This is a genomic window from Arthrobacter sp. NPDC056886 (assembly GCF_042788715.1).
In the GTDB taxonomy this organism is placed as follows: domain Bacteria; phylum Actinomycetota; class Actinomycetes; order Actinomycetales; family Micrococcaceae; genus Arthrobacter.
Window position 1 is genome coordinate 80,718 of the sequence record NZ_JBHUBT010000014.1, and the last position, 26,466, is coordinate 107,183.

Sequence of the window (26,466 nt, forward strand, 5' to 3'; positions counted from 1 at the left end):
GCGTTGGGCGGGAACGGGCTGGAATTCCGTCCCCACCCAAACGTCAGTAGACCTTGTCTGCCAGTTTGTCTGCGAGGTCAGCGGGCGCAAAGTCCTGGGTGTGATAAATCGTCCAGCCCTGCTCCGCGAGCCAGTCGTCACGTTCGTCATCGCGCTCTACTAGCACTGCCACGCGCGCGCCCGCCCAGGAGAGGTCAACCTGCCACTGGTTGTCGGGGCCGATGTCGGCACCCCAGTCCCCTAGGTCGACGTCGACCTCAACCAGCTCGGGAATTAGCTCCTGAAGTTCGGGCCCAGATTCCGCGAAGACTGTCAGCCAGGGGCCCTGGCGCACGCTGACGGGGATGTCCTCGCCCTGAGACACAGTTGCGACGCTGGCCGGCCTCTCGCTACCAGAAGTCAAGATGGGGTTTAGCGCTGCCCATTCTGTGAATCCAAGACCGATCTGCCCGGGAACGCCAAACAGTGACCCTCGGTCGAGATTAGAGTTGAACAGCTCGCAGCTCGTTTCGGGGACTAGGACGCAGCAGTGGCAAGCGGCAAGATTCCGTGCGTCGGTTCCCGAGCCGCGGGATTCAATGCAAACAGGATCCGCTGAACACCAGGACATGCGGAACAGGCCCTCGTTTAGGGCGGGCCCGAGACGCTTCGGGCTCGCGTGTGCGGCGATGCCGCCCAGGCTACCCGCAGAGTCAGACGACGCCGTATACAAAAGAACCCCGACTTGATCCGAACCTACGTAGAGCCGTTCCCGAATAGACGACGCTGGGTAGCCTGCATCCAGCGAGAGCTGGTCGATGATGATATGGGAGAGCGTGTGGATCAGAGTCTCCACGATGCTGACAGGTACCGGATCCAGGCCACGCTGCTCCGCGGCACGTTTCGCGTTCAATCGGAGCGTTTTCTCCCTGCCGGCTGCGAAGTCCGTTTCAGCCCACGCTTCGACCTGCGATCGATCCAGAGCCACAAAGAGTCCCTCACCCAGCGTCTCGATTGCGGGCAGCCAGTTCTGACGATTGTCGTCAGGGGATAGTGGCGACAGCCTGGCATCAGGCTTGTCTTCACTCCTGGGGTGCAAGCGACTGAAACCGTAGAGCGCCCTGACTTCCCGGAGACGGGTCACCTTTCGTGCGGCCTTGATCCAGTGTTGGTGGACATCTGGTACGGCCACTTTCTCAGCCACAAAGTCGGTGTCCGGACTGTCACGGCGACCGTTCATCAGCGCGAGGAACTCTTGCTCTCGGAGCTGCTCCTCGGACAGTTCAATTTCCTCATTACCGCGGAATTGGCGCTTCATCTCGGCGCGAAGTTCGTCAACGGAGAAGCGGCCGTCAAATTCCTGGACCACGCCCTCCAGAACCCACATGGATCCGGGCTCTAGCGCCTGAGGCTGACTGAGCTGGGGCGCCTTTGACGTCACTACCTTGGCAAGAAACTCCGAGTAGGGCGGGATGGAGATCGCAGACCTAACCACCGGGAACCAAACATTTGACGCACCGCGTTGAACCGTTTTCGGAGCTTTGCCACATTCGCGTTCCCGATAGCCCCAACCGAGCCACGGACGGTGGCCCTGACATTTCATTTCCTTCAAGGCGATGGAGTTAAACGCGTCAGCCATATTCCGAGATTTCCCGCACGAGCACCGAACCACCATGTCGGCTAGCGATGAGGTTCGACCCTCGGAAGCGAGACTCAGCAGATGTTCGGTGTGGTCGTTTGGCGTGTAGCCGTGGACCCAGTAAGCGTAGGGAAAATCATCGATATGGCCGTCTTCGCACGCAATGACGAAACGCGATGGCGTAACCGGGGCCAGTGACTTGCACAATCCGCACTTCGGGTCCTCGTACGTTGCCTGCAGCTGTTTGACTTTTCCGATCCGATTGCAGTTGGGACAAACAAGCATTTCCGGGAAACGGATCACGGGAATCTTCCCGCGTGCGCCAGCCGGGGGCAGCAGTAGCTGTGAAACCCTCAGACTTCGGGCCAGACGTGGCTCGCTGACCGGCTTCAGATGCTTCTTGTCCCACTGATCGATGCTCGTGATCATGAAGCTGTTATTCTCGGCTGGGAACAGGCTTCCGACTCCGAACGTGGATATCAGTTGGCTGCGCCGGGCGGCGTATGTCTTCTTAGCCAAGTGAGGCATCCTTCCTAAGGGGGGCCGGGCTGAGGGTCGTTTCGGCGTCTACATCGCGCATGCTTCGAGGTGTGGGCCAGGGAATGCTGCTGGTGCTATAGACGAAGTCGGGATCTTCGAGGGCCTTGCTGGAATCGATGAGGAGCGAACGTGGTGAATTTCGCTTCCCTCCGTAGGGAAGGTCAGCGTCGGCCAGGGCAGCCTTCCGCCAGATGTTTAGCAGCCGCTCGAGCTCCTCGCGAGTTGCGGGGGCCTCCTCCGAGTCGACGGATGCGACTCGTTTGCCTATCCACGACACGACTTCATCGACTGCCGGGGATTCGTCTCGGACGTGGCCAGCAGTGCTCCGCAACTCGGGGATGAGCATCCGCAGCGCAGAGACGAGCGTGGCGTGAAGTCCGCGGTCGCGCGACCGGGCCGCGAACGGCGTCGCACTCGTGGCTTCCACCGCACGGTACAATGCACCATGAAAGTCGTTGAACGATTCGTAATGCGACCGGTCCCTCGTGCGGGCCGCATTGAAGATCGTCACGACAAGGCCCGGGTGCACGCGCCCTACCCGGCTGGTGGCCTGGATGTACTCGGCACTGGACTGCGGCTGACCCATGACGGCCATCAATCCAAGACGGTCAACGTCCAGGCCCACAGAGATCATATTGGTGGCCAGAACCACGTCCTCGGGGGTGAGTCCACTCCCCAGGCTCTTCTCCAGGGACTTGAGAGCCTCCGGAATCTTATGGTTCTCCACCCGGCTTGTTAGTTCACTCAGCTGGATACCTCGCGCCCCGAGCCGACCTTCTCGTTTGGCCAACAGATTAAGCCGGGCACGGACGTCGTCGTATACCTGAAGGTAGGCAGAGCCGAGGACACGGAGACTGTTGAAATATCCGATCAGCGTCCAATAGGGGTCACGGTCCTCAGCGGCGGCATGTTCGATGACGGTTGCTGAGTGCAGCAGCGATGCGTAGGTGCGCACCATGAGCGTGGCATGGCTGGTGCCGGAGGCGAGGACCCCGACGTATTGGCGGGTACCGAGGCCGTCAGCTGGGGCCTTCTTGGCGAAGAATGAATCGTCCGGGTCAAGCCCGGGCGGCGGAAACAGACTGGAGTCACGGTTGAAGACGGATCGGATTTGATCCTTGGCTCGTCGGATCGTTGCTGTCGAGGCAACGATTTTGGGCTTCCGACTGGCGTAGCCATCTTCACGTCCAATCCCGCTCGCTGCCAAGTCGACTGCTGTTTCAAAGAGGCCAACGGTTGAACCAAGTGGACCTGAAATGAGGTGGAGTTCGTCCTGAATGATGAGGTCCGGGCCCCGGTCGGCAGAAGAGATACGTCCGAATAGGGTCGCGATCTCTCCTCGCCATGGCATACCGGCGAACTTGTCCACGGTCCCGATCACGAGTTCTGGACGCTCCCGGTAGACATCCGAGTCGATGATGTGAACGGGTAGGCCGTTCGAAAACTCGCACGCCTTGTTGGAGCAGCTCACAAGCATCCGGTCAGAGGGCACCTTGACGATCCGATAGTCGTCGACTGTGAGCCGAGTGCCGCACCAAGGGCAAGCCTCAATCTGCTTCGGGTTTCCTTCGACTACTTCCTGGTTGTTCCGAAGCTTACCTAGGTTCGTTCGGGCAGTTGCGATGTCGTTGGGCGTAGCCCCTCCGCCTACCCAGAGTCCGATGCCGAACGGTGCTCCGCCGACCCGGTCCTGGTTCTCCAGCCGCACAGATTCCAGGGAACAAATGAGCATGGCAGCACGCTCAAATTGCTGGATGGTCAGAAGCCGGAGGGTATAGCGCATTATCACGGCCACGCCCCGGACACGCGTGTTTCTCAGCCGCCGCAGTATCAGAAGGTAGGCGACAAGCCCGAGATAGGCTTCAGTCTTTCCTCCGCCAGTGGGGAACCAGAGGAGATCTGCAACATCGCGTTCTGAGTGCTGATCGTCGGTCACTGACGGCAGATTGATGAGGATGAATGCAATTTGGAAGGGGCGCCACGCCTGGGCGCCAAGTACGAACTCCCCCTTGCCTCCCATGCGCACCCAATCCTGGCGCGAACGCTGCATGTGCATGGCCTGATTCGCCAGCTGAAATGCCTCAAAGGCCTCCTCGTCGTTGACCAGCAGCTGGATGCCCGCCTTGATTCGGTTGTGGGCCGTCCCCGCCTGCTGCATATGCTCGGCCGCGACACCCCGCAAGTGCTGCGGGACATGTGCCTGGCCGTCTGCCGTCATCGAGTCACTGGATGCCGTGATCCACGATGAGTAGTCCTGAGCGAGCAGGTTCAGCTGAGCGACGACGTCATCCCGCGTTGCCGAACCCAAGAACGACAGGGACAGGTTAGCGTCGCTGACGCCAGCCATGGACCGGTGCACATCCTGCCGGGGAACAAACGTCGTCGTTACTCGCCGACAAAGCCGGCCATCGACGTCGGACGCGTCCACTTCTACTGCGGAGCCATGCCCGGCGCCGAAGACCATGTGGTTTCGGTAGAGGAGTTCGGAAGACGCCAGGTCGGGGTCCGGCGGAACGCTGCTACGCAGCTTCGAACGATCCACAAGAGCGGGTTTCTCGGTGTGAACGGAAAGGCCAGCCTGGAACCAGCACGCCACGTCTTTGTCTGATGCGGGGTCAGGCTTGGGCTGCGTGTTCCGCAGCACCACGGTCACCGTGACGACGGCGTCTTCGGGAGTGCGTACCAAGGCGTACAGCTCCAGGGCCCCGCCCTCCAGCAGATGCCGCTGGGGCCCAGCTGAAGCCAGGTCGATCACGGTGTCGTGGAGTTCCGCTGGCTGACGCTGCCAGTCGTAAACGTCGCGGCGCTTGCTACCGCTCTCCCGGACGGTGGTGATTGGGGCATATCTGGACGCGGTTGGGGAGACGATCAGACCAGTAGCCAGCGTAGTGTCAACGGAAACGGTCAAGCCCACACTGCTCGGATAAGTCAGCCGTGCGTTGGCGACCGGGCTGTCGACGGAGGCCTCGCCGGAGGCGGCAGCTACGGATTCCGGCTCATCGGGTGCCTCTGCGTATGTGTCGTCTGCCGCTGGCCAGAGCACTCCTGTGACATAGCGCTCAAGAGGGCGCTCGGTGATGAGCTCGTCGGAAGCGCCAGGCCCGTAGAGGTCCGTGACAAGGCGGTCCACCATTTCGCGGCGGAATGCGTATTTGCTGTCTAGGGTCGACACTGTCATTCTCCTAATCCTTGATCCGGCTGATCAGTCCGGTTAGCCGGGGTACCAGCCACATACCGGAGGAACCGAGCCCCGCGAGCTTCGTCTCCTCTGGATGGCCCGTGGAGCACTCGATTGATGTGACGCGGGCGCCGGTAAAGGCGGTGGGCCACTCTTGGCCGCGGTTTCCCCTGAAGCCGAAATTCTTCTTCAGCGCGAACGCGAAAGATTGACTGGTTCTGCCGAGCACCCGGCCGTCGTTTGTACTGAGCACGTAGCGGGGAACTTCACCCGGCTCCGGTTGGGATTCAATGCAGCCGGACACTACTTCACCCAGAAGGTCGCCCAGGACAAGGTTTTCCTGAACGGCCAGGGTCTCTCCATCGGCGGGGCAGTACGGCGCGGCATCGTCTATGTCTGAGTTCAGGAACTCCATTCGTGCCGTGTACTGACCATATTTCCCGTAAGCCTTCTCCAGCCATCGCCCCTGGGACCCGTCGGCGTGCTTGAGGAACTTTTTGGGCAGCTTGGTGGAGACGATTTGTTCGCGGGCACGGCTCAAGGCAACGTACTTCTGCCTCAGAGTAGCTGCGTTCTGCTCGGCTGCAGGAGATCCGAACTCCGGTTGTAGGTAGAGGACATTCGTAAACTCGAGGCCTTTTGACCGGTGCACCGTGGAAACTACCAGAGGAGCGAAGTCCTCTACGGTTAGCGTCAGCGGGATGGACCTGCTGCGCAACCGTTGGCTGAGCTGGGGAACGTTCAGCGAGTCATAGGCGGGGAAGTTTCCCTCTGCGGTCTTGAGGGCCAGCCAGCGGTCGGCTGCTGACTCGCCGAAGAGCTGGAGCAGGCGGGACTTGATCTGATCGGCGTCGTACGTCCTGTCCTCGAGATCCCTAAAGACCTGGTGAACCCAGGGCGCCACACTCATGTCCTGTGCCTTACGCCGGATCAGGTGTGGGTATCCGCTGTGCCATAAGAGTTCACTCGCGATGAGGACCTCGTAATTGGTCGAACAGAGGAGAGCCGTCGTGTCGCCGGTATTCGGGCTGAGAGCCCCAGACTCACTCAGCACGGACGTGCTGGAGACCTCCTTGCGGAAGTCGTCGAGCAGACTGTGTGCCGACTCGCAAACGGAGCCTTCGAGAGCGCCGAGGCTCCGGATCTCTTCACCAACGGAGATGAGCTCCCGTGTGCGCTCGGTCATGGCCCTATAGTGTTTCGCCAGTGTCTGGTGTTCCGCACCAAACTCACTGATGAGGCTCCCGATGAGATCCGCCGCCGTCAATTTCGACGTGGATTCTTCCAACTGAAAGTCGTAGATGCCTTGCAAGGGGTCGCCGAGCACTGTGAAGCCGAGGTCGTCGCCGATGACGGAGAACAACGCCAGGACGAGCTCCGCCCGATCTCCTACCAAGTCCTGAGCCTCATCGACCAGGATGTGCTTCAGGTAGGTGATCCGCCCGGGCGTCTCCTCTCCCGCGATGTATTTCGTGGCTTTTCGAATCCGGGCGTCAAAGCTGTCGCCCAGAGTCTCCTCGTCCATGTCGATCAGAATCTGTGACGCAAAGGAGTCGAACGTGCGGATTTGAAGTCCATCGAGGTTATGGATCCGTGCGCGTTTCCTGACAGCCTCGACTGCGGCCCTGGAAAAGCTGAGCACGAGAATTTCGTCGGCGGGGTTGAGCCCATCTTCCACTAAGGTCTTTACCCGAGCCAGAAGGACCTCAGTCTTACCTTGGCCTGCCGCGGCCGTGACGAACATCCGCGCATCCGGCGCAGCTTCCGCAACCGCTCGCTGACTTTCGTCGAGTTCAATCTCAGCGAGCACTACGCATCGTCCTTCCACAGGTAGTCGAGCTGGGTGAACGCCAGCTTGTGGCCGTGCTGGTCCAAATTGTCCTTGACGTTGACGATCAAGACCTCTTCGCTTCCCCCGTTGAGCGGTCCTCGGAGGCCTCGACCGATCATCTGTATGTATTTATTGGGAGAGAACGTCGGGCGGCAGACGTACACGGCATCAACCTTGGGTGCGTCAAAGCCCTGGGTAAGCACGTCGAAGTTGGTCAGCACACGGATTTTTCCATTGCGGAAGTCCTCGATTATTGAACGCCGGTGGCCTAGGTCGGTCTTTCCCGAGATGGCGGCCGCTGGAATTCCTTCGACTGTAAGCACAGCCGCAAGGGCCTCTGCATGCTCCACAGAAGCAGCAAAAACCAGAGTCGGCCCATTCGTTTCTGAGGCCGCGATGTGATCCAGGATCGCTTCGTTACGCTGTGTGCTGTCCGCTACCTGCTGGAGGTCGATGCGGGCCTCAAGCATGGCACTTTGGGAATCCACGTCGGTCGCAGAGCGCATGTCCTTGAGCTTGAGCTCGATACCCTTCAGCTCTTCGTGGTTCACCCTTGCCAAGACCTTTATTTCCTGCAGGTACTCGTGTGCATTTTCAGCGCTGAACTCAGCAGGTTCAATTAGATTCTTGCCGAAGCGCGCAACCAGGCGCTCAGTCTCCTTGTCGTTCGTGCCCCGATACGGTGTGGCCGAGAGACCAAGCAGCGACCGGGACTTCTCAGTGAACGAACGACCAAACCATGACAGAACTGGCGTGTACGAGGTCGCAGTCGCCCCGTGCGCTTCGTCAATAATGACCAGGTCTGGGTTCGACATCCAGTCGTACATCTGCCGCCTGTTTTGTTGAATGCTGGCGAGGGTCTGGATCGTCGCAACCACGAGGTGAAGCTTGGTTTCTTCACGAACAGCACTGTTTCCACCCCATAGCCTGCTCACGGCCATTCGTTCGCCTGGGCAGCCGGCAGCCTGCCATACATAGGTCCACGTTTCGATGGCTTGCTCGCAGAGTTCTTCGGATTGCGCGATCCAAACGATGAGCCGGTGGTCGTCCTTGGTCGACGATGCGATGTCCCGAATGACCGATTCGACGGCCACGCGTGTCTTGCCGGCACCCGTGGGCAATTGAACCAGGCCCCGGCTGTGCTTTGTGCGACCGGCGAGGAGATCGCAGATCTTCTTGCTGGTGGTTTCCTGATATTGGTGCAGCGGATTCAGGCCAACCGGTCCAACAAATTCCTCGCGTTCCGGTTTTTTCTTGATCGATTCGCCAGCCATTGCGGGGGAGAAGCCGAGCTCTTTAACAAACTCCTGGGCCGTACGTCCGCCGCGGAATTGATCGGGGGTTTCGATGCCTGCTTCGGACAGGGCGGGCTTGAGTACTTTGAGCAGGCTGCTGCCGTGCAAATTGCTGACGATCTCGAACAGCCGTTCGTCGGTGAGCTCCAGGTCTCGTGCGTCCAGCATCTTCATAACCGCGTCGGGAATCAGCTTCCGAAGGGTGTCGCGACCGACCAGTTCGGCGACCTTACCTGCATCTGTCTTTTGCTTGCTGACGCGTCTGATCCGAGCTTGGGCCTCTTCGTCCTTCTTGAGTTGCTTCATCGCCTGCGTCACCTGGGATGCAGGCCGGTTGCTTCCGAATGCGCCCAGAATGGTCGTCAGAAGGGCTTGCTCGCTCTGAGGCGCTCGGTAGTACAGCACACCATCCTGGAGAATCGACGCTTTCGGTGTCGCCTCGGACCGCGAATCGAAGCTATTGGTCCGGACCTCGTCGACAGAAACGCAAGGAACGCAGAGCGTTTGAACTGCGACTTCACCGGCGGCACGCTTCAGGAACGGATACAGGGTCTTGATACTTTGTGGACTTTCCCCGTCAATCGGCACGGGAGCAGCTGAGACATGAAATTCCACGGGCTTGGGCTCGAGACCCCATTTCTCGGCGAGAGCAAGGTCGAGATCTGGGTGCCCCGTGTACAGAGCCGGTACGTCCGCGCAGTCGACGAGGTAGTCCCGGCTCGCGGGGTCGGGAGCCAACACCACTTCCGAATTCAGGTAACGGGTCTTTCGGCCCCCGCTAAGCGGAACCAGCAGCTCTTTGGGCGCCTTAACACCAAGTGCGGCCAAGGATCCGTAAAGCTCATGAAGTTGCCTCATCGAAAGCTTGAGCTCGGCGATGGAAAGGACGAAGTTCCAGTGGACCTGCCGCACGTCTGTGGGCAAACGCAGGGCTGCGGCTTCTTCTTGTCCGGGGTAAGGCAAATAGTCAGTCGGAATTCCGTCGATGGCTCCGACACACTGCTTTGTGTCCACCAAACCGAGCGATGTCTCGAGAACTCCGTGATTCTTGACCCACCACAGATCAGGCCCGTCGATGTTTTCACTGGCTCTGTATGAGCTACTGAATTCGACCTTCGACGGGTACTGAGGGCGGCTCAATAGCGTCCTGGTGACTTTGGCGCGCGTAGTTGCCGACGCATCGACCAGCAGATGAAGTCCATCGGTGGCGAGAGCCTGGCTGAAGCGGATGGCCGCCTCAGAAATGGGCGCCGGACCCGTGCGAGACTCCGACGAGATTCGGTTCGCTTCGCCCGACTTCCAAAAGTTGTAGGTTGCGCCAACTTTTGTCATCTTGGCTTCACCTAGAGATATGCGGGCCCCGAGATTCTTCAGGAGTGCCAAATCATTGCCATGGAACTGGTCATTGACAAGCAGGTGCTCGTCGCCGATGCTGGTGGCCGGCATCAAAGGCCCTGGCAGCCAAACGTCACCCAATCGACGCCACTTAGTATCGCGGCATCTGACCAGAAGTTTGGCTGGCTCGGTCCGATCGTTCAAGACCGAGAGGGCCTCGGGTACGGGAAGCGAGCGAGTAAGCCTCCAGAGCGATTCGGCCAGATCTTTGTCGTCGTAGTCCTGCGCGACTTGGCTAGATATTCGGCTGAAGGCCCCTCGGCCGTCCTGGGCCTGAAGGTCGAGGTCCCGAAGATAGCTGTTGGCTTTTCCGTGGTGCAGCAAGTCGTAAGAAACAACGCTGGCTGAATCGTCGTCCGCGCTCATCGGGAGAAATACCCTGGAGGTGATTGGCGGTTGAGTACTGCCGTCAGCCATAAGGACGATGCGGCTCCGCCGCATCGCGTGCTGGTACTCGATGTATGACTTGTCGATCAGGGCCGCCAGTTGCAGCGCATTCTCGAAATCTTGAAGTTCGCCTCCAGCCGCCACTTCTTCCAGCCATTCTTCGACTGAGGCGCGCTTCAGGTTGGCCTCTCCCAGGATTCGCATGACCTGGGGCTCGCGGCCGCGAAGGGCTGCCGCGTGCAACCACGGCCGGTCGAGGGGGATCCAGGACTCCCATAGGGCGGTGAGACGCGTGGCTTCTTCCAAGCTGGGCTGGACTTTGATCTCGCTGGGCAGCCGAAGGGTTCCTGAACGGTCAGGCAGACAGGGAACGAACGGCAACATAGCGTATATCGGTTTGTTGATGACTCCGTCGGCCCAGGAGCTGGACTCTCTTGCGCGAGAGGGAAGAATATCCAAGAACAGTCCTGGGTCATCTTCCGAGCTCAGCCGGGCGAGGGCGCCTGCAACCATCCGGGGGAGTGCCCTGGTCAGGATCTCCTCGTTGTAGCGAGTCTGGAGCATGCTGTGACGGTCTTCGTTCATCTTGAAGGCGGCGTTCACAATGCCGCGCAGCGACGTCTCGTGCTGGGTGGGGAAGTAGTTCCAAAAACGGCCGAGTTTTGCACGCTGGTTGCTCGTGATTGGTACCGCCCAGGTAACGTCCACGTGCTGGCGCGCAACGATCGAGCCAGCTTCGACGGCGGCCTGCACGCTGACCTGATGCTGATGGTGGAAAACGAGCCATTCTTCGCTCTTGCTACCGTCGCTGAGGACGACTTTGTCATCGTCCCTGGTGGCAGTCCAGACCACTGTAGAACTCTGAACGTGGTCATCGAATTCCAACGAGCCGATCTTGCTGGAGAACAGCAGGAATTCTTGAGGGAATTTCCTCATTTCTTCAGAAAGCCAACTGACGCTCCCTGCCAGCGGCAGCTTTACGACGGTTGTGGCCCATTGCATCAGGTCTGCAAGTACGGGGTCCACGGCCCCCTCAAGGGATGCGTCCACTGGCGATGCGACACGCAGAATGGGGTAGGTTTCCAGCCCGGGGTAAAGCTTCTGAAGAGAGTCGCGGCTGTGTTCTTGACTCCAAGAGACAGACCCGCTCCTGCTGAAGATTTGGGGGTTGTTGGTTACCTGGATAACGGATTTGAATCCCAGTCCGAACCGGCCGATCTCATCTTCCCTCTTCTCGGACGAGTGAGACAGCATGAGTGTGCGGAACCCAGCCTCAGTGAACGGCTGCCCTTCGTTTGCGCAGTAAAGTGCGTCGCGGGTTAGAACAACCTTGATTCGACCGCCTGGCTCCTTGATGGCGTCGGAGGCGTTCTGCACTAGCTCGTTGAGTTGCTTTCGGCCGTAACCACCCTGCGAGATGGCTGCCTCGATGTTGCTGTGTTCGCGTATGAGGTCCGGGCGGGCCCGATATGCGCTGAGCGCGCTCTCAGATTCTCCTGCAACAAACTGGCTGAGCGGCGAAGCCGTCCCCGCCCATGATTCCTGAACCATCATCGGTTCCGTCCCCCAAATCGAGATAAGTGCTCTCGGCCCCCGCCGAAGTCTTCACGACAATATTTACCATTGAGAGGCGACATTTCTGTGAAGCTCGGTCTGCGAAACGAAGTGTTCTACAAATGTTGCACCAGGTGGGCTGCCACGGCGCTTACTAGAGCCGTCGGAACCGCGTTGCCGATTTGCTTGACGATGGCCATTTTTGGGCTCGAGCCACATACGAAGTCAGGGTACGCGTGCAGCTTGGCCGCTTCTATATGGGTGACCGCATAGTCTTCCGCCGGGTGGGCGTAGCGGCCCTGTGGGCTTGAAGAAAATGGGTCCGCACCAAAGGAGCCGCGCTTGAGTACGGAGCCCCGAAGCAAACCCAGTCCTGCTCATGCGAAAAGCCAGCGCCGAGGCAGTGACCACTCTGGGGACGAACAAGCCACTTTGTCGCTGCTGCCTTCCTCACTGTCAAAACAGGGCTAGGTCCGCCGGGCCGCTCTCTGCTTTGTGTGCTACCGCGTTGACGGCGCCTTCTGGCACCCGTGATTTGGCGCCGACCGGAATGGATTGTACAGCCCATACCAGGTCGTCGTAATCTCGAATCCTTCCCTGATTGAGAAGTCGTTCAAATGTAATTCCGGGGTTCCACACCCCTTTCTTGCCCGAGCGGATCTTCTCAACGGCCCTTGTGAGGGCAGGAAGATCGACGTGATATACGTAGTCGACGGCGCCTGAACCATCCGCCAGGATTTTGAGCATGGCAGGGCGCGGCTCCATCGTGATTACTGCATAGTGCGGCATCGGTCCCCGGCGCTGAGAGGCCAGCTTTGAGCCCTGTGAGAAACAGTCCTGTGCCCTGTCAGTTCGCAACGTCCACTTTGACGACAGCCCAAGATGGAGAAGTGGCTCCATGCCCTCTCGCTCTGAGCCGCAGGTAATGTCCAACTTCAGCAGAGATTCTTCCGGCATGTATGACTTCAGCCGTTCGCTCATCTCGTCCTGCAACGCGAACTCCGCGGCAGTGGTCGCTAGTGCTGCCTGCAGCCTCAACGCCGTCGCCGACGGCGGCAAGGAGTCAGCGAGCTTCCGCAGGTGCCCTAGCTGGCGCGCGGTTCCGACGTGGCCTTTTCGAAACTCAGGAAACACGCGCAGGTGAGCATACTGTTCGAACTCGATGGCTGACCGTGAACGCCGAATAGTGAGGTCCGGCCGCAACGGCTGCAAATGATCCACGATCGCCTGCTCTAGGTAGGACCCAGGATTCGCTGGACCCTCCTGCCCTTCGGGGACACCCATCTCTTCGAGCAACGCCCGACCCAGTTCCTTGGAGCCGTCGTCCCCGTTGTCTGACGTGTTCGGGTTTCCACTATCGGCGCGGTAACCGCCCAGACTGGCGGCGAAAGGTGCAGGCATAGACTGAGACTTTCATTAAAGACGGCCCACCCGGGATCGACACACCTCCCTCGGGAAAAATGTCAGGGCTCGCCGGAAGGATAAGATTGCAACCGGAAGGGCATCATGGACATACGCACAATTGACTTATTCGCAGGCGCCGGAGGACTTTCTCTCGGCTTCGAGCAGGCAGAGCTCGGCTTCAGGCCGATACTCGCTGTAGAGATCGACCCCGCCGCCGCCAGGACATACGAGCGACACTTCGGCGGTGAGGTTGAGACCGGTTCCGTCACGGACGTGGAGACGTTCCCCGAGGCGGACGTCATCATCGGAGGCCCTCCATGCCAGGGATTCTCACCGCTGGGCCGCGACCGGGACGACGTCTCACGCGCCGAACTTAACGAGCTCTGGCAGCAGTACCTTCGGGCTGTCCGCCAAGTTCAACCCGCGGCATTCATCATCGAGAACGTGCCGGAATTTCAGAAGTCAGCGCAGTTTCACGCCCTCTTGGAGGCCATGGAGACTGACCCCGTACTGAAGAAATACGCCTTCGCCCACGGCCCGCTGAATGCCGCTGAGTACGGCGCTCCACAGCGCCGCATCCGTGGCATCTTCATGGCCGTCCGCGACGCCGAGGAAGTCGAGTGGCCGCCGCCCGTCACGCACGGTCCTAACGCCGCCAGCGGTACGCCATACGAGACCGTTCGGAACGCGATTGGTGATCTGCCCAAGTACCCGACTGAAACGGAACCCGAAGTAGTCCAAGGCGTGGGCGGGGATCGACAAGAACTTCACTTGAAGAGGAATCCAAGGCCAACCAGCTTAGAACGGTACATGGCCATTCCTGAGGGTGGAAACAGGTTCGATCTCGCGCGCAATCGTCCCGACCTTCTGCCCCGTTGCTGGGCCGAGAAGCCCACCGGAACGACAGATGTCATGGGCCGGCTGTGGTGGGAACGTCCCTCGCCGACAATCCGCACGGAGTTTTTCAAGCCGGAGAAAGGGCGCTACCTGCACCCCGAGGCTCATAGGCCGATCACACACCGTGAAGCAGCCCGTCTGCAAGGCTTCCCTGATGACTTCATCTTTGAGGGTTCGAAAATCGAAATCGCTCGGCAGATAGGCAATGCTGTTCCAACCGCGTTGGCTCAGGCGATAGCCCGGCATCTGCACGCAGCTCTTGTTGCCCAGGAACTGGATGCTGTCGCCTAACCATATATAATGCACGAAAGGCCGTTCTGATCTCATCAGAACGGCTTTTTGCTTTCACGGCAAAGCCTTGTCCTAGAACATCGGGTCGGTGCTAGGCCAACTCTGAAGGATGTTCGGCGAATTCGGCCCCCGAGCCGTTCCTCTTCGGTATCTCCGACGACGTCGACCAGAGCCAGTTGGGGTGGAAGCGCGGCAACTTCGACACCGCGCAGCTGGACAGCCTCTACACGGGCAACGATGCCCGCGCCGCCAAGGTGATCCGCGAACTTCGCGACAAGGTCACCAGCACCGACCAGATGCGGGCCATCGGCTTCTGTGTCTCGGTCCAGCATGCCCACTACAAGGCCGAGGTGTTCAACCGCGCCGGCATCGCCTCCGTTGCAGTCGACGGCGGAACCGACGACGCCGACCGCGCGGCGGCGCTGGATCGGCTCCGCACACGGGAGATCAACTGTATCTTCGCCGTCGACCTTTTCAACGAAGGCCTGGACCTGCTGCAAGTGGACACCATCCTCTTGCTCCGGCCCACCCAGAGCGCCACGATCTTCCTCCAGCAGCTGGGACGCGGGCTGCGCCGTGCCGAGGGCAAGGCCGTGCTGACCGTCATGGACTTCATTGGCCAGCAGCGCCGCGAGTTCCGCTTCGATCTGCGCTACCGGGCGGTCACCGGCTATGGGCGCAAGGAGCTGGAAAAGGCTGTCGAGGATGAGTTCCCGTACCTGCCGTCGGGCTCGCAGATCGTGCTTGACCGGGTGGAGCAGAAAGTCGTGCTGGACAACATCAAGGCGCAGCTGCGGTTCAACCGGGAGCAGCTGATGCGGGACATCGCCTCGTATGCGGAGACCGAGCTCGCGGCTTATCTGGAGCGGTCCGGGAACGACGTGAAGTCGATCTACCGTTCGACCAAGGATTCGTGGACCGGCTACCTCCGCCAGGCTCAATTGATCGAAGGGTTCTCGCCGTTGGAGACGGTCCTCCGCGGGAGGATCCGGGAGCTCTCTGACGCCGATGAGAAGAAGCTGCTGGGCAGGATGGCAGCGCTGATCCATGTGGACGATCCGGAACGTGCCGAGGCCTACTCGATGCTCGTCGGCGCCGACGCGCCCCGCTACGCGGACCTCGGCATGTGGGAACAGACGCCCGCCCGCATGCTCTTCTGCACGCTGTGGGGACGACGGCGGCGGGTTCCAGTCTTACGCCGCCGGGCTCGACTATCTGCGCGGCTACGAGTTTGTCTGCAGCGAGATCCGCCAGCTTGTGAAGCTCAGGGTGGCCGCCTCGAGGCACGCCGCCAAGGGTTTGAGTGCGGGGCTGCAGCATGTTCCGCTGCTCTCGCATTCGACCTACGGGCGCGAGTAGATCCTTGGGGCGCTGCATTACGGTTCGCTGGAGCTCGGCAAGAACTTTCAGCACCGCGAGGGTGTGGCCTGGTGTCCCGCGACGGCCACGGACGCCTTCTTCGTCACGCTCAATAAGGACGACAAAAAGCACTCGGCCACGACTATGTACAAGGACTACGCCATCAGTCCGGAGCTCTTCCGCTGGGTGTCGCAGAACGGCGACTTGACCGGGTAGCCCGACGGATAAGCGGTATCTGGACAGGACTTCGCACGGTACGAAGATCCTGATTTTCACGCGCGATACAGCAGAAGACGAGACTGGACTTACTGTCCCGTTCACGTGTCTCGGCCAGGTGGACTATGTGCAGCACACGGGGGAGAAGCCCATTGCCATCACCTGGCAGCTGCACCGGCCGATACCGGCGGATGTGTTTTCGGTCGCTACTGCGGTGGCACACTGTCAATCAAATGTACGTCTGAGGACAACGTTGTGGATTCTGCACTTGCCGTGTCCTTGACAAAAGCCACGAAGAAAATCACGCCGACTTCTCATCCAACTGACTTCGAGGCGCCCTTCAGCTCCAACCTAGTGGCGGGCGTGGTTGCTACAGGACATGACGGGGAATACGACGACGATGAACATGCGCCTTCGAATGCAGCCGATTCCGCCGTATGGCATAGTCCAAGGTCGCGCCTCATCCGATCTTCGAACATTCTCGTTTTGCCTCGGATACTCAGGACCTATGCAGCGGGCTGAGTATCAATGCTTACACTAACCATAACCGGTATAGCTGCAGGTACACTGAACTTTCAAGAACTGAACATCAAGGAATAACCAAATGGTATTTAAGCTTCTGTCGGTTAACTTAGTGGACCAGCACGACACTGGGGACGAGGTGGACCCTGCAAAAATCTTGCGAGACGGTATATCTTTTGCAGCGCAACCCCATCCAGATGATGTTACGGGCTCGATTACCGGAGTTATTGGAAAAAATGGCACAGGCAAGTCTCTGCTCTTGAGATCTATAGCCGAAGCATTTCTGAGACTTGAAGAGCTAGCCCGTGGGAAGTCGAAATCACTTAAGCCTTACCCCGTGAGTCGAATTGAATATCTGTACAATAATCACCATTGTGTCATTCAATCAAATGCAAGTGGAGTGCGCTTTTACGTCGATCACGCCAACGTTGCACTGGAAAACCTTCCGCGCCCCTCCTGTGTGGTTGCTCTTACAAATAGTCCGTTTGATAAGTTTCCACTCGAGAAATCTCAAACGATAAAGAGGCCATCCTCCGAGCAGTCTTCATATCACTATTTGGGGCTTCGTGATAGATCGGGTAGGGCATCAATCGAGAACCTAATGTATCGCTCACTAAATGCTCTTTTTGAACAGGGCGAAGAAGGCTGGATGCGCTATGAGATCATTCAAGAGATCTTTGCCTTCCTCGGACTAGAGCCTAGACTTGCTGTTGTTTATACAGCAAAAATTTCTGCACGAGTGGAACAAGCAGTTGCAGAAAACAAAAGCGTGCTGATTGATGGGGTAATACATGATACGCGAACGTATCACCGCACTGTCGAAACGGCAGACTCACACGACTTAGCAGACGGCGAATTGAACGAACTTCTAGCTCTGGCCCTTGAATATCGTGACATGCGAAAAATTCGGTCTGAAACTCGATTTGAGACTGGCGCCCGGTTCGATTCTGATTTCAGGAAGTTACAAATACTGCGTCGAGCCGGTTTTCTGCAGTTATCTGCAATTGAAATCTTCAGGGGACACGGCCCTCGCGACTTGAAAAACTCCAGCTCCGGGGAACTCAGTTTGGTCGGATCGCTAATAGCTTTGGCATCAGTGATAGAAAATGATGCTTTAGTTCTCATAGATGAACCTGAACTCAGTCTGCATCCGGAATGGCAGATGGACTACATTAGTCTGATACTTCGCGCTTTTGCCATGTACCGCGGCTGCCATTTTGTAATCGCGACTCATTCCCCACTGGTAATTTCAGAGCTTCCATCAAGGGCCACGGTTGTAGGCCTCGATCGGCGTGATCTTCCTTCCACCGGGGAGGTGGCGGGAGAATCGAGTGATCTTTTACTTGCCGAAATGTTTGGCTTGCCCACGGCCAATAATCTTTACGTCAAGGAGTGCATCTTACAAGTATTACAGATGGCCGCCGACGGTTTGGCCGACACGGACAAGTTTTGGACGGAGCTTCATCACATCGAGAAGCTGGGAGCAGAAATGGCAGAGGAAGACCCTGCTCGGGTAATAATTCAAAGCCTGCGAGTAGTTGGAGATTTGTCCAGAAAGAAGCATAATGATGCGTCCTGTTGACTATAGTCCCGACGTGCGGGCAAAGGTGGATGCATTCAGCCTCCAGTCCAGCTGGGACGCCAATTTGTGGTCCCATGCCGACTATGAAGATCTAAAGAAAGAAGTCAAAACTCATTACATAATTGAACAAGGGTATAAATGTGCATATTGCGATAGAATGAACGTCACTACCAACCATTCACAGTGGGATGTGGATCACATTATATCGCGCGGGAGTAGTCCAAGGTTCTTGTTTGAGCCAACGAATCTTGCCGTTTCTTGCCGAGATTGCAACATTACTAAATCAGACAAGGAGGTTCTTAGACGGCCAGGTCGCAAGACTCTGCCCCGCAATTCTTCCGACTATATAATTGTGCATCCTCATTATGATGAATACGGTGAACATATAGGATGGATCGATTTTATTTGTTATCCGAAGTTTGGCAGTATCAAGGGGCAGAAAACTATCGAGGTTTGTGGTCTTCTTCGGTACGCACGAATGCAGCTCGGGGTTGATAGTTTGGTCGTAGATGACAAATTTATGAAGGCTATTTCAGCCCTGACCCGCAAGACGCCGCGTCGAGAGGCTGTCGCTGTTATGAACTACTTACTTGAATACCTATATCCAGATGAAGAAAATAGCGTCGTGAGTTGACTAAACTTCGCATCGGTATCAAACGCTGAGGTGGGAATATGCACTCTGACTGTGTCGTCTGCTAAGAAGTTATTCCTGCCGCGTGGGTCTAGAGTCTCGCTCGTTCCCGGGCTCAGGGGGTGTCGAAGGCCGTACGCTGCGTGAGGCTTGCCCTATTTTGCCGGCGGTCTAATGGCCAGCAGACCGCTGGCAAATCGGCTCTTCACGGTTTGTGGGAACAGGAATCCCGGATGAGTGTCGTGCCGCGGTCCGGAGGCACTTCGCATGAGAATAACCGATTTGTAGTTGGCGGGGTTGCGGTAGCCGCGGGCGGTGCGTTTGATGTGTTTGATGCCGGTGTTGTTTGCCTCGACCTTGCCGGTGGTGGCGCCGGTGACTATGAGGACTTCGATCTCGCTCCACCATCGGCATACGGTGCGGTAGAGCTTGTTGGTCTCCGGCCGTCCGGCACCGTCCACGAGCATCTTCAGTTCCTCTTTCGCGGCGACGGCTTCGGCAAGAGAACTCATTCGCAGCAGTGTCCGGCTCTTCAAGGTTCGTGGGGAATTGATTTCGTGTCGTAGCTAAAAAGGGCCCGTGGCCCTGCTGGGATGAGTGTGTCTAGCATTCCACCAGGAACAGGACCACGAGCCTTGACTGAGCCTATCGTTGTGGCGGCTGACGCTGCCACCAGCATCTTCAACCTGCCCGACTACCGCGTCATCTCCGCCACCGTTCTGGACGACGGCAGGCGCCGGGGCATTGTGCGTCGGCAGGGGAACTCGTTCGCAGCAGTATCCGCAGCTGTTCCTTGTCCTTCCACGCGGCCAGCAGCTTGCCGGTAGCGTCATCGGCAGCGAACATCTCGGCCAGGCGGCATGCCGCGTTCCCGGTGCGTGTGTCGCCGGCGTGCAGGCGCATCCGGTGGGCCCAGGCCTTGTGGATCTCGCGGCCGCAGCCGTCCTTGACCTGCTGGGACAGGTTCTGCCGGGCCTCGGTCACGGCCTGGTTGGCCAGGGAGACCCGGTGTAAAGTGGTCAACGGCCACGGCGGTGCGCGACAGCCACATCCTCAAGGCTTTCCGGAACGCCGCCGACGGGTCGATCGCGACGACCTGGACACCCAGACGCCACTGAAGCGGGCGGGGGAAGAGCCAGTCCCCGACGCCCTTGTGATCCCGGCCGTCCACGATCCCAGGACCTGGCCGGTGTCCAGGTCAACGATGGTCGTCATCCGTGGCTCATGCCTGACCCACGACCTGGAGTCAGGGCCGCGGAAGTAGCGCACGGACCGGAACCGGTGTTCGTCGAGGCCGAGCATCCGCGGGCTGAGCTCATCCGCCTCCGGCAGAGTGAGAAAACAGGACTCGGTCAATGCCGCGCGGACCGTCCACCAGGAGACCGCGAACGCTGCAGCAGTCTTGGACACGGCGCGGCCGGAATTGGTGACGGCATCAACGACCTGGTCCCGCAGCCGGGCGGTGGATTCGAATAACGGCAGTCGGGCACACTCCGGTTCCTCGCGGTGCCAGCGGTACTTGGGCCAGAGGACCTCCACCGCGCCGGCGACGGGGATGTCCCGGACCCGCTGGAAGCGCCGCTCCTTCCGCCGCGATGCCACGACACCGCAGCTGGGGCAGCCCGGTTGCTGGTCGGTTTCGACAATGACCTGGCGCCTGCCGTCGTCCAGAACGGTGGCGGAGATGACGCGGTAGTCGGGCAGGTTGAAGATGCTGGTGGCAGCGTCAGCCGCCACAACGATAGGCTCAGTCAAGGCTCGTGGTCCTGTTCCTGGTTGAATGCTAGACACACTCATCCCAGCAGGGCCACGGGCCCCTTTTTAGCTACGACACGAAATCAATTCCCCACAAACCTTGAAGAGCCTCTAAGCCACATCGTAGGAGAGATCAACGCGGTCTCCACCTGTGCTCATCACCAAGGCCTGAGCCTTGGCATCGACGCCGCGGCCGCGCCGGGCGAGCCGGTACAGCCCGGCATCCGGGCAAACGGCAGTACCTCTTTCCTCACCGGTGGTGCTGGATGCAGGTGGACCGTGCCCCGGTTGCATCCGCCCGTGCAGCTAGTCGAAATATTGCGGGGAGCGCTGCGATAGTTCCACAATCATTGACAGCTCGTCCATAGCCATAAGCTCTTTGGCCAACAGGCGGACCTGCGCTCGAGCTTGACCCACAGGCAGCAGCCCTGCTTCGCCACGGGCAACAATCACGCGCACTGCAAGGGCCAGGTTTTGAGCGTCGCGCCGACTTTTTAGCGCCTCGTCAATAGAGGCCTGTGCCGAGTGAAGGTCGTCCGATGCAAGGGCCAGTTTCGCGCTGACGTTGAAAAGGACGGCAGAGGGTGCTCCTGGGAGGGCTCTGACCCTTTTTAGCGCAATTTCAGCGGATTCAGTCTCACCCATGTCAACGTGTACGCTCGCAAGCGACATCCAAGAGTCGACAAACGTGGGATCGATTTCCACAGAATGCTGGAATTCCTGCAGTGCCAGTTGCCTGTTCCCTAGCTGCAGGGCAATCCGTCCCAGCCTGTGCCGGTAACGGGGGTTGGTGGGCTCACGCTTTACTGCACGCGCCATCATCGTCTGAGCCTCGTGAAACTCGCCCTGCGCTTCTAGTGCTTGGGAATAAATGGACAGGGCGAAAGGCGTATCGCCGCCCTTATCGATTGCAGTTTTGGCCGCTGCTGCAGCCCCGTCCCAATCCTCCATTCGGATCTTGACCTGAGCAATGTCGGCATAGAGCTGAGCATTGTTCTGTCGGAGGGGGATGGCGCGTTCATACCAAGATATTGATTCAGCCCACTTCCGATCAATTTGCTCGACTCGCCCACGGTCGCGGAGTACAGAGGGACTGCGAGGATTTGCGGCCACTAGCGCATCACCAAGGGCGCGGGCTTCCGACATTCTTTCTAGACTGGCGAGTGACTTCATTATTAGTTGGCGTGCTTGGAGATCAACCTCTTCATCGCCAGTGATTGCCTCCTCAAGATAGGCGAGCGCTTCAGCCCATCTACGTTCCTGGAAAAGTTCCTTGCCGGTTTGGAATAGTGTGCCGATGAGCCCTTGACGGAGTCCGCGCGCTTCATCGAGCCGCCCTGCGAGGCCTAGAACTTTGACCGTTGATAACAACGCCTCGACGTATCTGTCCTCTGTCGGATCGAGATCATTGAGACGTTGATACAGCAACGACGCTAACCTATTCGTCTGCTCTTTGTAGTTGGCGCTTTTCCTGTATGACCTTAGGAAGTAGTCACGGAGCAACGGATGCAGCACCAAGGATCCGCTCGCTCCTAAGTGAACCAGGGCGTACTCCGTGGCTTCAGAAACTGTGGCGCTGTAATCGGAAGCGTCGAGATCCAGTACCTCCGAAAGGTCTTCGCCATTCAAGGGGCCGTCTACGAGTGACAAAACCTCTAGCAAACGCCATCCTCTGGTGCTGATTCGCGAGGGATCGATCAAGTCGGTTGCGATGTCGTGGCGTTTGTCATTCAGAATGGCTGGGCTGATAGGAAGTTGGGGCGCGATTACCTCCAGCGCCAATGGATGTCCGTCCAGCTCGCGCGCAACGTAGAGAAGCTGTGCCGGTTCCAGCCGCATCATGTGATCGCAGTAATGGAAGAGCGTGCTGCTCTCTCAACCCGTTCAAATAGAGTGTGTCAGTCGACGCTGCCTGCGAATCATCTAGTTTAGGCTTCCTTCGAGAAGTTAAGACAATCAGTCTGTTCGTGTAGTCGGCAGGCCGGTTGGTTGCTTCAATTACCTGTTTGAGTACCCGTCCGTATGTACCATCATCCTCCAGCCAGTGCTCTGCATCTTCGAAAACCAGCAGGCCGCCGGAATCCACAAAGCTAGACATTGCATCGGCGCTATGAGCGCTAATTTCTGAGAGATCGGCCCCCTCGTAGGCTGCGTTTATTCGGAGTGCACTGGACAGCCGTAAGTTGAGCTCTGGTTCGGCTGTTCCTTCATCTACAGTCACGGTCAGCACTGTTCCAGCACCGGTTGTCACTCTTGCAAGCGCTTCCTTGGCAAGTGATCGTTTGCCACTGCCTGGGACACCGCAAATCCACAGTACTGAGACTGTGGCGTCGTAGAGGTCTTGTTCGACACGATCTACCTCGGCATTCCGGTTGAAGAACCTGCGGCGTGGACTTGCGGCGGGAATATTGCTTCGAAGCGCAGATGCAATGGACTCTGCATCGGTGGCACCACGTGCCTGTAGGAACGGACGGAACTGGAGCGGCACAGGCGTGGTGTCAAGGCACACGATCCGCAGCGCGATCGCAGAGTCTTCGAGCCACCTGGTGAAGGCTAAAGTGGTCTCGAATTGTACCCATTTCGACTCCGACGATGCTCTAGACCACAGAAGGACGAAGTCGGTAGACGCTTCTATTCCTGCACTGATCTCGTGGAGAAGAATTTGGCCGACACCAATCTCATGCAGATCGACCCACGCATCATCGTTCAGAGCGGCCTTTAACTCCAAGGCGAGGGGCTTGTCGGGTCCAGCGTGCGAAATAAAGTATCTTCTTGCGGCCAAAATTCCTCCACTGAACCAAACCGAGCTGTCCCATGTGGGATAGGCGCTATCCCCAAGAGATACACCGTCAAGAATACGTAGGGCAGAGGCCGTCATCGGCACGGCCCGAGAATCAGAATAGAGCAGTTTCGTGTGATTGACGGTCATCCGCCATGGCAGCAGGATCAGTGTGTCGTCGCCATGCCCAGTTGCCCTGCCAGACTGTTCCTTGTACGTGCCTTGGACAGTGGATTACGTACAGCACGCAGGTGAGAAGCCGATTGCAATCACATGGAAGCTGCAGACCGATGCCCGGCGGACGTGTTTGCGACGGCGGCTGCGGTGGCGAAGTGAAGAAGGACATCCGACGTCTCGACGCATAATCTTGGGCGGGAGGTCGAGCCCAGGATGAAGCCGCCGCCGATCGTTAGGCCTTGTTACCTCGGCGGGAGCCGGGGCTGGCGCCATAGGTACCTGATGGTAGCCCCCGGGAGGACCGCCGCCGACGACCGGTTGCGCACGCTTCATCAGAACTGGTCGGTATTGCGTCGCTGGGCCGCACCAAAAGGTTGGGTCGTTGCTGTTTGCCCCGTGTTTCGGAGTGACCTTGTGCAAGTTTCGGCGGTCCGTCCGCTAGATTCGGGTCGAGGGGTCCGCCCAAGGCAGTCCAAGGAAGGTCGGCCCATTTCGACGCGCACGCTAGGTGCCTCGAGGCTACGGTGGTGAAGAACTAAACATCAAGGAGACCTGTGAAAGCCGTTGACTCGCATCTGCTTACGCTGCTGAAGGCGAGCAGCCAGTTCATTGTGCCGATATACCAGCGGCTTTACTCTTGGCAGGAAGCGGAGTGCGCCCAGCTGTGGGCCGATATTATGCGGGCGGGATCGAGTTCGGCACTTGGGTCGCATTTCACGGGGTCGATCGTCTACGTTGCCAGGGATCAAGCCACTAACACTTCTGCTGAGCCGGATCTGATTATTGACGGCCAGCAGCGGGTGACAACTGTAACACTGGTCCTAGCAGCGCTGGCTGCCCGGCTGGAGACACTGCCAGACGATCAGCGCGAGCCCTGGGACGGTTTCTCTCCGCGGAAGATTCGGAATCGCTACCTGCTCAACGATGACGAGGAAGGTGAGCGTCAGTTCAAGCTGATCTTGTCCCAGAGCGACAGGCTGGCATTGATCACGATTCTGCAGGGAGCCGAGCCGGCTAGCGACGTCGGTACTCGCGTGATCGAGAACTATGCCTACTTCCGGCGGAAGCTTGATGATCGGAGGCTCGACCTGGCCGTCGTTTGCCGTGGCCTCGACAAGCTCGTCGTCGTTGATGTAAAGCTCGAGCGCGGGGTGGACAATCCCCAGCTTGTCTTTGAGGCCATGAACTCAACCGGCAAGAAGCTGTCGCAGGCCGACCTGATCCGCAACTACGTCCTCATGGACTTACCACCTAAACAGCAGGAGAAGGTCTACTCCGCCTATTGGCGTCCTATGGAGCTCGAGTTCGTTGGTGCGGGGGAGAGCCAGTTCGACGAGTTCGTCCGCCATTACTTGACCATCAAGACCGGCGAAATTCCTCGACTGGACGACATCTATGACGCCTTTAAGGATCACGCGACGGGTTTCATCGACGCGGACGAAACAATCGAGTCTCTCGTTGTCGAGCTGCGTCAGTACGCCCGGCGGTACTGCGCGATGGCGTTGGGCAAGGAGACCGACCCGACGCTGCGACGGGCTTTCAAAGACCTGGACCAGATAAAGGCCGACGTCGTCTACCCCTTCCTGCTCGATGTCTACACTGACTACGAACTTGGAACTCTGACTCGCGAGGCCGTGCTCCAGATCGTTGATTTAGTTACCTCGTACATTTTCCGCCGCGCGGTCTGCCGCATCCCGACAAACTCGCTGAACAAGACCTTCGCAGGCGTCAGCTCAGCGGTGCGCAAAGATCGCTATCTTGAGAGCGTCGAGGCACACTTTCTCGGCCTCAAGAGCTACCGTAGATTCCCAACCGACGCCGAGTTCGTTTCCGCGCTCAAGTCCAGTGACCTCTATAACTTCCGACGGCGCTCCTACTTTCTGCGCATGCTGGAGAATTACGACCGCAAGGAGCACGTGACGATCGAGGATTACACGATCGAGCACATTATGCCGCAGAACGAGAACCTCTCGGCTGAATGGCAAGTAGCCCTTGGTGATGACTGGCAGGACGTGCATCCGAAGTACCTGCACACCCTCGGAAATCTGACTCTCACGGGCTACAACTCGGAGTACTCCGACCATGGGTTTGTCAAGAAGCGCGATATGGAGGGAGGGTTCAAGGACAGCCCGCTCCGGCTCAACAAGGGACTAGGGCAACTCGAAGCCTGGAACGCCAGCGAGATCCAGAAACGCGCCGCGCGGCTGGTAGACGATGCTCTCAAGATCTGGTCCCTGCCGGAGCTGCCAGCCGAAACGATCACGGAATTCGAGGGAAAGCGGGCAGAGTCGGACTTCTCCATCGAAGACCACCCCCATCTGCTCCGCCAGCCGCGGCGAGCCCTGTTCGAGAGGTTCAGTGCCGAGGTTCTGGCCCTGGACCCAGGCATCATTCAGCAATTCCTCAAGCTCTACGTTGCTTTCAAGGCAGAGACTAACTTCGTCGACGTCATTCCGCAGAAGGCTCGGCTCAGGTTGAGCCTCAACATCCCGATCGAGGCGCTCCGCGACGAGCGGGGCCTTGCCTGGGACATAAGCAGCAAGGGGCACTGGGGCAATGGCCCGACCGAGGTCAGCTTGGACGAGGACACCGACCTCGGCTACATCATCGGCCTGGTCCGCCAGGCTTTCGAATTCCAAATGGGTGGAGAGTAGGCGGAGCGCCGCCCCTCGACTTTATGGATTAACCGCATGGACCATCATGTAGGGGCTACTCTTTGCCATGGATCCAGAACGGGCAAAGCAAGGCCCTGGTTCGCTTCTAACAAAGGAAAGTGGGTCCTTGCTACGTTGCGGTGACTGTGGGATTTAGGTTGATACCATAACAAAGTTTCGAGTATTGCGCGTCGCACGGGACGAATCTGGCGACCCAGGGAGGGGTATGCCCGAAGGGCTCTACCGGCCCCTGGCGCCCGGTGCAGGATGGTCCGGTACGGCTTGCCTGCCTGGTGACACGCTGCCAAGCCCGCAAGGAAATACGGGATCGAGGGCATCCCCGAGCTGGGCTCCGGAACCGAATCATCGTCTCGTCCTCCATCCCGTAAGTGAGGTCTGAA

The 26,466-nt window shown here is 58.6% G+C and carries 17 protein-coding genes; 6 read left to right on the forward strand and 11 right to left on the reverse strand.

What is annotated here, in order from left to right; translation table 11 throughout:
• Nucleotides 1-43: 43 nt before the first annotated feature.
• The 6 genes from drmB to ACFRJ8_RS21010 form a co-directional block, all read right to left on the reverse strand.
• Complete coding sequence (drmB, locus tag ACFRJ8_RS20985) at nt 44-2,137, reverse strand: DrmB family protein (protein ID WP_377988299.1); 2,094 nt, start codon at nt 2,135-2,137, stop codon at nt 44-46.
• On the reverse strand, nt 2,130-5,330 hold the full coding sequence (locus ACFRJ8_RS20990; RefSeq protein WP_377988300.1) for a helicase-related protein: 3,201 nt from the start codon (nt 5,328-5,330) through the stop codon (nt 2,130-2,132). Before ACFRJ8_RS20990 ends, drmB begins: the two co-directional genes overlap by 8 nt.
• A gap of 10 nt (nt 5,331-5,340) precedes the next feature.
• Entirely contained in the window at nt 5,341-7,146 is a 1,806-nt protein-coding gene (locus ACFRJ8_RS20995) for a UvrD-helicase domain-containing protein (RefSeq protein WP_377988301.1), read from the reverse strand.
• Nucleotides 7,146-11,798, reverse strand: coding sequence for a DEAD/DEAH box helicase (locus ACFRJ8_RS21000; RefSeq protein ID WP_377988302.1), 4,653 nt, complete (start codon nt 11,796-11,798; stop codon nt 7,146-7,148). Before ACFRJ8_RS21000 ends, ACFRJ8_RS20995 begins: the two co-directional genes overlap by 1 nt.
• A 116-nt stretch (nt 11,799-11,914) precedes the next feature.
• Nucleotides 11,915-12,163, reverse strand: coding sequence for a DNA cytosine methyltransferase (locus ACFRJ8_RS21005; RefSeq protein ID WP_377988303.1), 249 nt, complete (start codon nt 12,161-12,163; stop codon nt 11,915-11,917).
• A gap of 91 nt (nt 12,164-12,254) precedes the next feature.
• Nucleotides 12,255-13,199: an NgoMIV family type II restriction endonuclease gene (locus ACFRJ8_RS21010; RefSeq protein ID WP_377988304.1), complete on the reverse strand. Its 945-nt coding sequence runs from the start codon at nt 13,197-13,199 to the stop codon at nt 12,255-12,257.
• A gap of 105 nt (nt 13,200-13,304) precedes the next feature.
• Here ACFRJ8_RS21010 and ACFRJ8_RS21015 point away from each other — a divergent pair, with 105 nt between their 5' ends.
• From ACFRJ8_RS21015 to ACFRJ8_RS21035, 5 genes are all read left to right on the forward strand, one after another.
• Complete coding sequence (locus ACFRJ8_RS21015) at nt 13,305-14,390, forward strand: DNA cytosine methyltransferase (RefSeq protein ID WP_377988305.1); 1,086 nt, start codon at nt 13,305-13,307, stop codon at nt 14,388-14,390.
• A 176-nt stretch (nt 14,391-14,566) separates the two neighbouring features.
• Nucleotides 14,567-15,865 carry a helicase-related protein gene (locus ACFRJ8_RS21020; protein WP_377988306.1) on the forward strand — a complete coding sequence of 433 codons (1,299 nt, stop codon included), beginning with the start codon at nt 14,567-14,569 and terminating at the stop codon, nt 15,863-15,865.
• Nucleotides 15,813-15,965, forward strand: a complete 153-nt coding sequence (locus ACFRJ8_RS21025; RefSeq protein ID WP_377988307.1) for a DUF3427 domain-containing protein — start codon at nt 15,813-15,815, stop codon at nt 15,963-15,965. The genes ACFRJ8_RS21020 and ACFRJ8_RS21025 overlap by 53 nt, the downstream gene beginning before the upstream one ends.
• Before the next feature lie 604 nt (nt 15,966-16,569).
• The gene (locus ACFRJ8_RS21030) at nt 16,570-18,069 is read left to right on the forward strand and encodes an AAA family ATPase (protein WP_377988308.1); all 1,500 of its coding nucleotides are present in this window, start codon (nt 16,570-16,572) and stop codon (nt 18,067-18,069) included.
• 13 nt (nt 18,070-18,082) lie between these two features.
• Nucleotides 18,083-18,703: an HNH endonuclease gene (locus ACFRJ8_RS21035; RefSeq protein WP_377988309.1), complete on the forward strand. Its 621-nt coding sequence runs from the start codon at nt 18,083-18,085 to the stop codon at nt 18,701-18,703.
• Between the two features lie 152 nt (nt 18,704-18,855).
• Here ACFRJ8_RS21035 and ACFRJ8_RS21040 read toward each other — a convergent pair whose 3' ends face one another.
• The 5 genes from ACFRJ8_RS21040 to ACFRJ8_RS21060 all read right to left on the reverse strand — a co-directional run bounded on the left by ACFRJ8_RS21040 (nt 18,856) and on the right by ACFRJ8_RS21060 (nt 23,384).
• The gene (locus ACFRJ8_RS21040) at nt 18,856-19,212 is read right to left on the reverse strand and encodes a transposase (protein ID WP_377988310.1); all 357 of its coding nucleotides are present in this window, start codon (nt 19,210-19,212) and stop codon (nt 18,856-18,858) included.
• Nucleotides 19,213-19,529: 317 nt separating this feature from the next.
• A complete protein-coding gene (locus ACFRJ8_RS21045; RefSeq protein ID WP_377988311.1) occupies nt 19,530-19,871 on the reverse strand; it encodes a hypothetical protein in 342 nt (113 codons plus the stop codon).
• Nucleotides 19,754-20,455, reverse strand: coding sequence for a hypothetical protein (locus ACFRJ8_RS21050; RefSeq protein WP_377988312.1), 702 nt, complete (start codon nt 20,453-20,455; stop codon nt 19,754-19,756). The genes ACFRJ8_RS21045 and ACFRJ8_RS21050 overlap by 118 nt, the downstream gene beginning before the upstream one ends.
• Before the next feature lie 306 nt (nt 20,456-20,761).
• Nucleotides 20,762-22,297, reverse strand: coding sequence for a tetratricopeptide repeat protein (locus ACFRJ8_RS21055; RefSeq protein ID WP_377988313.1), 1,536 nt, complete (start codon nt 22,295-22,297; stop codon nt 20,762-20,764).
• Nucleotides 22,182-23,384, reverse strand: a complete 1,203-nt coding sequence (locus ACFRJ8_RS21060; RefSeq protein ID WP_377988314.1) for a toll/interleukin-1 receptor domain-containing protein — start codon at nt 23,382-23,384, stop codon at nt 22,182-22,184. The genes ACFRJ8_RS21055 and ACFRJ8_RS21060 overlap by 116 nt, the downstream gene beginning before the upstream one ends.
• A 581-nt stretch (nt 23,385-23,965) precedes the next feature.
• On the opposite strand from ACFRJ8_RS21060, the gene ACFRJ8_RS21065 reads away from it, so the two are divergent.
• Nucleotides 23,966-26,065 (forward strand): DUF262 domain-containing protein, encoded by a 2,100-nt coding sequence (locus ACFRJ8_RS21065; RefSeq protein ID WP_377988315.1) that lies wholly within the window; start codon nt 23,966-23,968, stop codon nt 26,063-26,065.
• Nucleotides 26,066-26,466: the final 401 nt, after the last annotated feature.

What these genes read in the sequence shown, in the direction of transcription:
- ACFRJ8_RS21030 (WP_377988308.1), top strand. Translation starts at nt 16,570, where the DNA reads ATGGTATTTAAGCTTCTGTCGGTTAACTTAGTGGACCAGCACGACACT.
- ACFRJ8_RS21060 (WP_377988314.1), bottom strand. Translation starts at nt 23,384, where the DNA reads ATGACCGTCAATCACACGAAACTGCTCTATTCTGATTCTCGGGCCGTG.
- ACFRJ8_RS21040 (WP_377988310.1), bottom strand. Translation starts at nt 19,212, where the DNA reads ATGAGTTCTCTTGCCGAAGCCGTCGCCGCGAAAGAGGAACTGAAGATG.
- ACFRJ8_RS21000 (WP_377988302.1), bottom strand. Translation starts at nt 11,798, where the DNA reads ATGATGGTTCAGGAATCATGGGCGGGGACGGCTTCGCCGCTCAGCCAG.
- ACFRJ8_RS21015 (WP_377988305.1), top strand. Translation starts at nt 13,305, where the DNA reads ATGGACATACGCACAATTGACTTATTCGCAGGCGCCGGAGGACTTTCT.
- ACFRJ8_RS21055 (WP_377988313.1), bottom strand. Translation starts at nt 22,297, where the DNA reads ATGATGCGGCTGGAACCGGCACAGCTTCTCTACGTTGCGCGCGAGCTG.
- ACFRJ8_RS21010 (WP_377988304.1), bottom strand. Translation starts at nt 13,199, where the DNA reads ATGCCTGCACCTTTCGCCGCCAGTCTGGGCGGTTACCGCGCCGATAGT.